Genomic DNA, 1899 nt, shown 5'->3' on the forward strand with positions numbered 1-1899 from the left:
CCGCCCCCCCCGCCCGTCCGCGGACCCCGCGGCGCCCCCCGTCGCGGGGACCAGCCGGGACGCCGGGGCGCCGGGAACGTCGGCGTACTGCAGGCGAAGGTCGTCGGGCCGCACCCGGGCGCCGAGCTCGACCGCCCGCGAGGTGATCGCCTCGCGCAGGGTGCGCTCGTCGCGCCCGCCCGTGCTCATCGGGTGCCCACGACCGGGTCGACGTTCGCGTCGAACCACTGCTTGGTGTCGGTGTCCTTGTCGTTGAGCCGCATGCCCTTCCCGCGTGAGTCCGGTGTGTAGTACCAGGCGTAGCACTCGGCGAACCACTCCCCCTCGTCGCGGAACTGGTAGTCGGTGAGCTTGCGGGCCCGCGCCTGGTGCTCGTAGCGCACCCAGGTCGGCGGGTAGCTCTCCTGGTAGATGTGGCTCCCGAGGTGGGTGCCGCCGTCGGGGCGGTACCACGGCTTCGCCAGCCCCACCCCGACCGCTTCGAACGACGGGTCGTCGGTCACGCTGCTCTTCACCGCCGCGGGCAGGGCCGCCCACCACGGCCGGGCCTTCACCCGGGCGACCTGCCCGGTGACCGAGCGGTTGGCCATGGAGGTGGCGAGCTCGTTCACCACGTCGGTCTGCTGCGGTGCGGTGAGTCCGGCGATCCCGGCGCTCGCGTCGGCGACCATGTCGGTCGCCGCGGCCGCGTGCGTGGCGTAGGTGAGCCAGCCGCCACGCTCGGGCTTGGCCGGCTCGGGACCGGTGCTGTAGCCGATCCGCCGGTCCACGGCGTGACCGGTCTCGTGCCGGATCGTGTCCGCGTCGGCGCCGCCCTTGACGTTGATGGCCAGCTCGCGCTTGCTGCCCTGGTAGACGCCGGCGGTGATCAGGTTCCCGGACGCGGGCTGGCTGAACTGCCCGAGCCCCGTGAGCTCACGGTTCGTTGCCGTGTGTGCCTCCGGAAGCTGGTCCAGGGTCAGGTAGGTCCGCTGCAGCTGGGTGGCGTCCCAGGGCACCGGCGTCCGGCCGGTCTGGGTCGTGGGACCCACCCGCATGTTGAACCGGGTCTGGGTCGCCAGGGTCAGGGTGGTCAGGTCGTCGGTGTTCTCGACCACCGTGTGCAGGAGGGTCCGCTGGTCCGGAGTCAGCCCGCCGGGCGTGAGCCCGCGGATCCACGGGTGCAGGTACAGGCTGAGGTGGCCGGCGCTGGAGTTCGAGACCAGCCGGCCGAACCGGCCGGCCTTCTGCAGCGCCATCAGGAACGGCTCCTGCTGGGCCGGCGCCAGGTTGACGAAGGTGTTGTAGACCCCGAGGACGTCGGTGTCGGTGACCGCCCAGTCGAACAGCCCGTAGCTGAGGTTCGAGACCGCGCTGCCCACCGTCCGTGACACACCGAGGGCCTGCACGACCCGCTGGTAGCCCGGCCCCGAGCGGGCCGCGCCGGGCAGGTTGTCGAGCAACCGGTCGACGTACTTGCTCTCCAGCCGCGCCAGCCCCGCGGTGAGCTGGGCGTCCGGCAGGGCAGCGAGCAGCGCCAGCGCCTCCATCGACTCGGAGTCGGTGACCGCCCAGTCCAGGACGCCGTAGGACAGCAGGTCCCGCACCGTGTCGATCGCGTCCAGCTGGACCACGGGCTCGCCGGTCCGCCGCTGGGCGACCGCGTGCCCGACCTCGTGGACCAGCACCCGGTCGGCGGCAGCACCCGTCTGACCGGCGCCCAGCAGCACGTGCGACCCGCTGGTCAGCGCCCGTGCGCCGAAGGCTCGGGCGGTGTCCGCCGCGTAGGCGTCCCGGTGCACGCGCACGTGGCTCAGGTCGTGCCCCGCGTCGGCGTACGCCGCCCGGGTCGCATCCGGCAACGGCACGCCGGCCGACGGCAGGCGGCGGACGACCTGCCGCGCCAGCAGCGCCGACGCC

Annotated in this window: 2 protein-coding genes; both read right to left on the reverse strand. The window is 73.6% G+C overall.

Features of this window, described 5'->3' with window-relative positions:
- Positions 1-189 (reverse strand): hypothetical protein (locus PLP61_RS16790; RefSeq protein ID WP_324503939.1); only part of this gene is annotated, 189 nt, incomplete at its 3' end.
- Positions 186-1899: eCIS core domain-containing protein (locus tag PLP61_RS16795; protein WP_324503941.1), on the reverse strand; the 1714-nt coding region annotated here is incomplete at its 5' end. The genes PLP61_RS16795 and PLP61_RS16790, both read right to left, overlap by 4 nt.

The sequence above is a fragment of the Nocardioides sp. genome (assembly GCF_035429765.1).
Lineage (GTDB): Bacteria > Actinomycetota > Actinomycetes > Propionibacteriales > Nocardioidaceae > Nocardioides.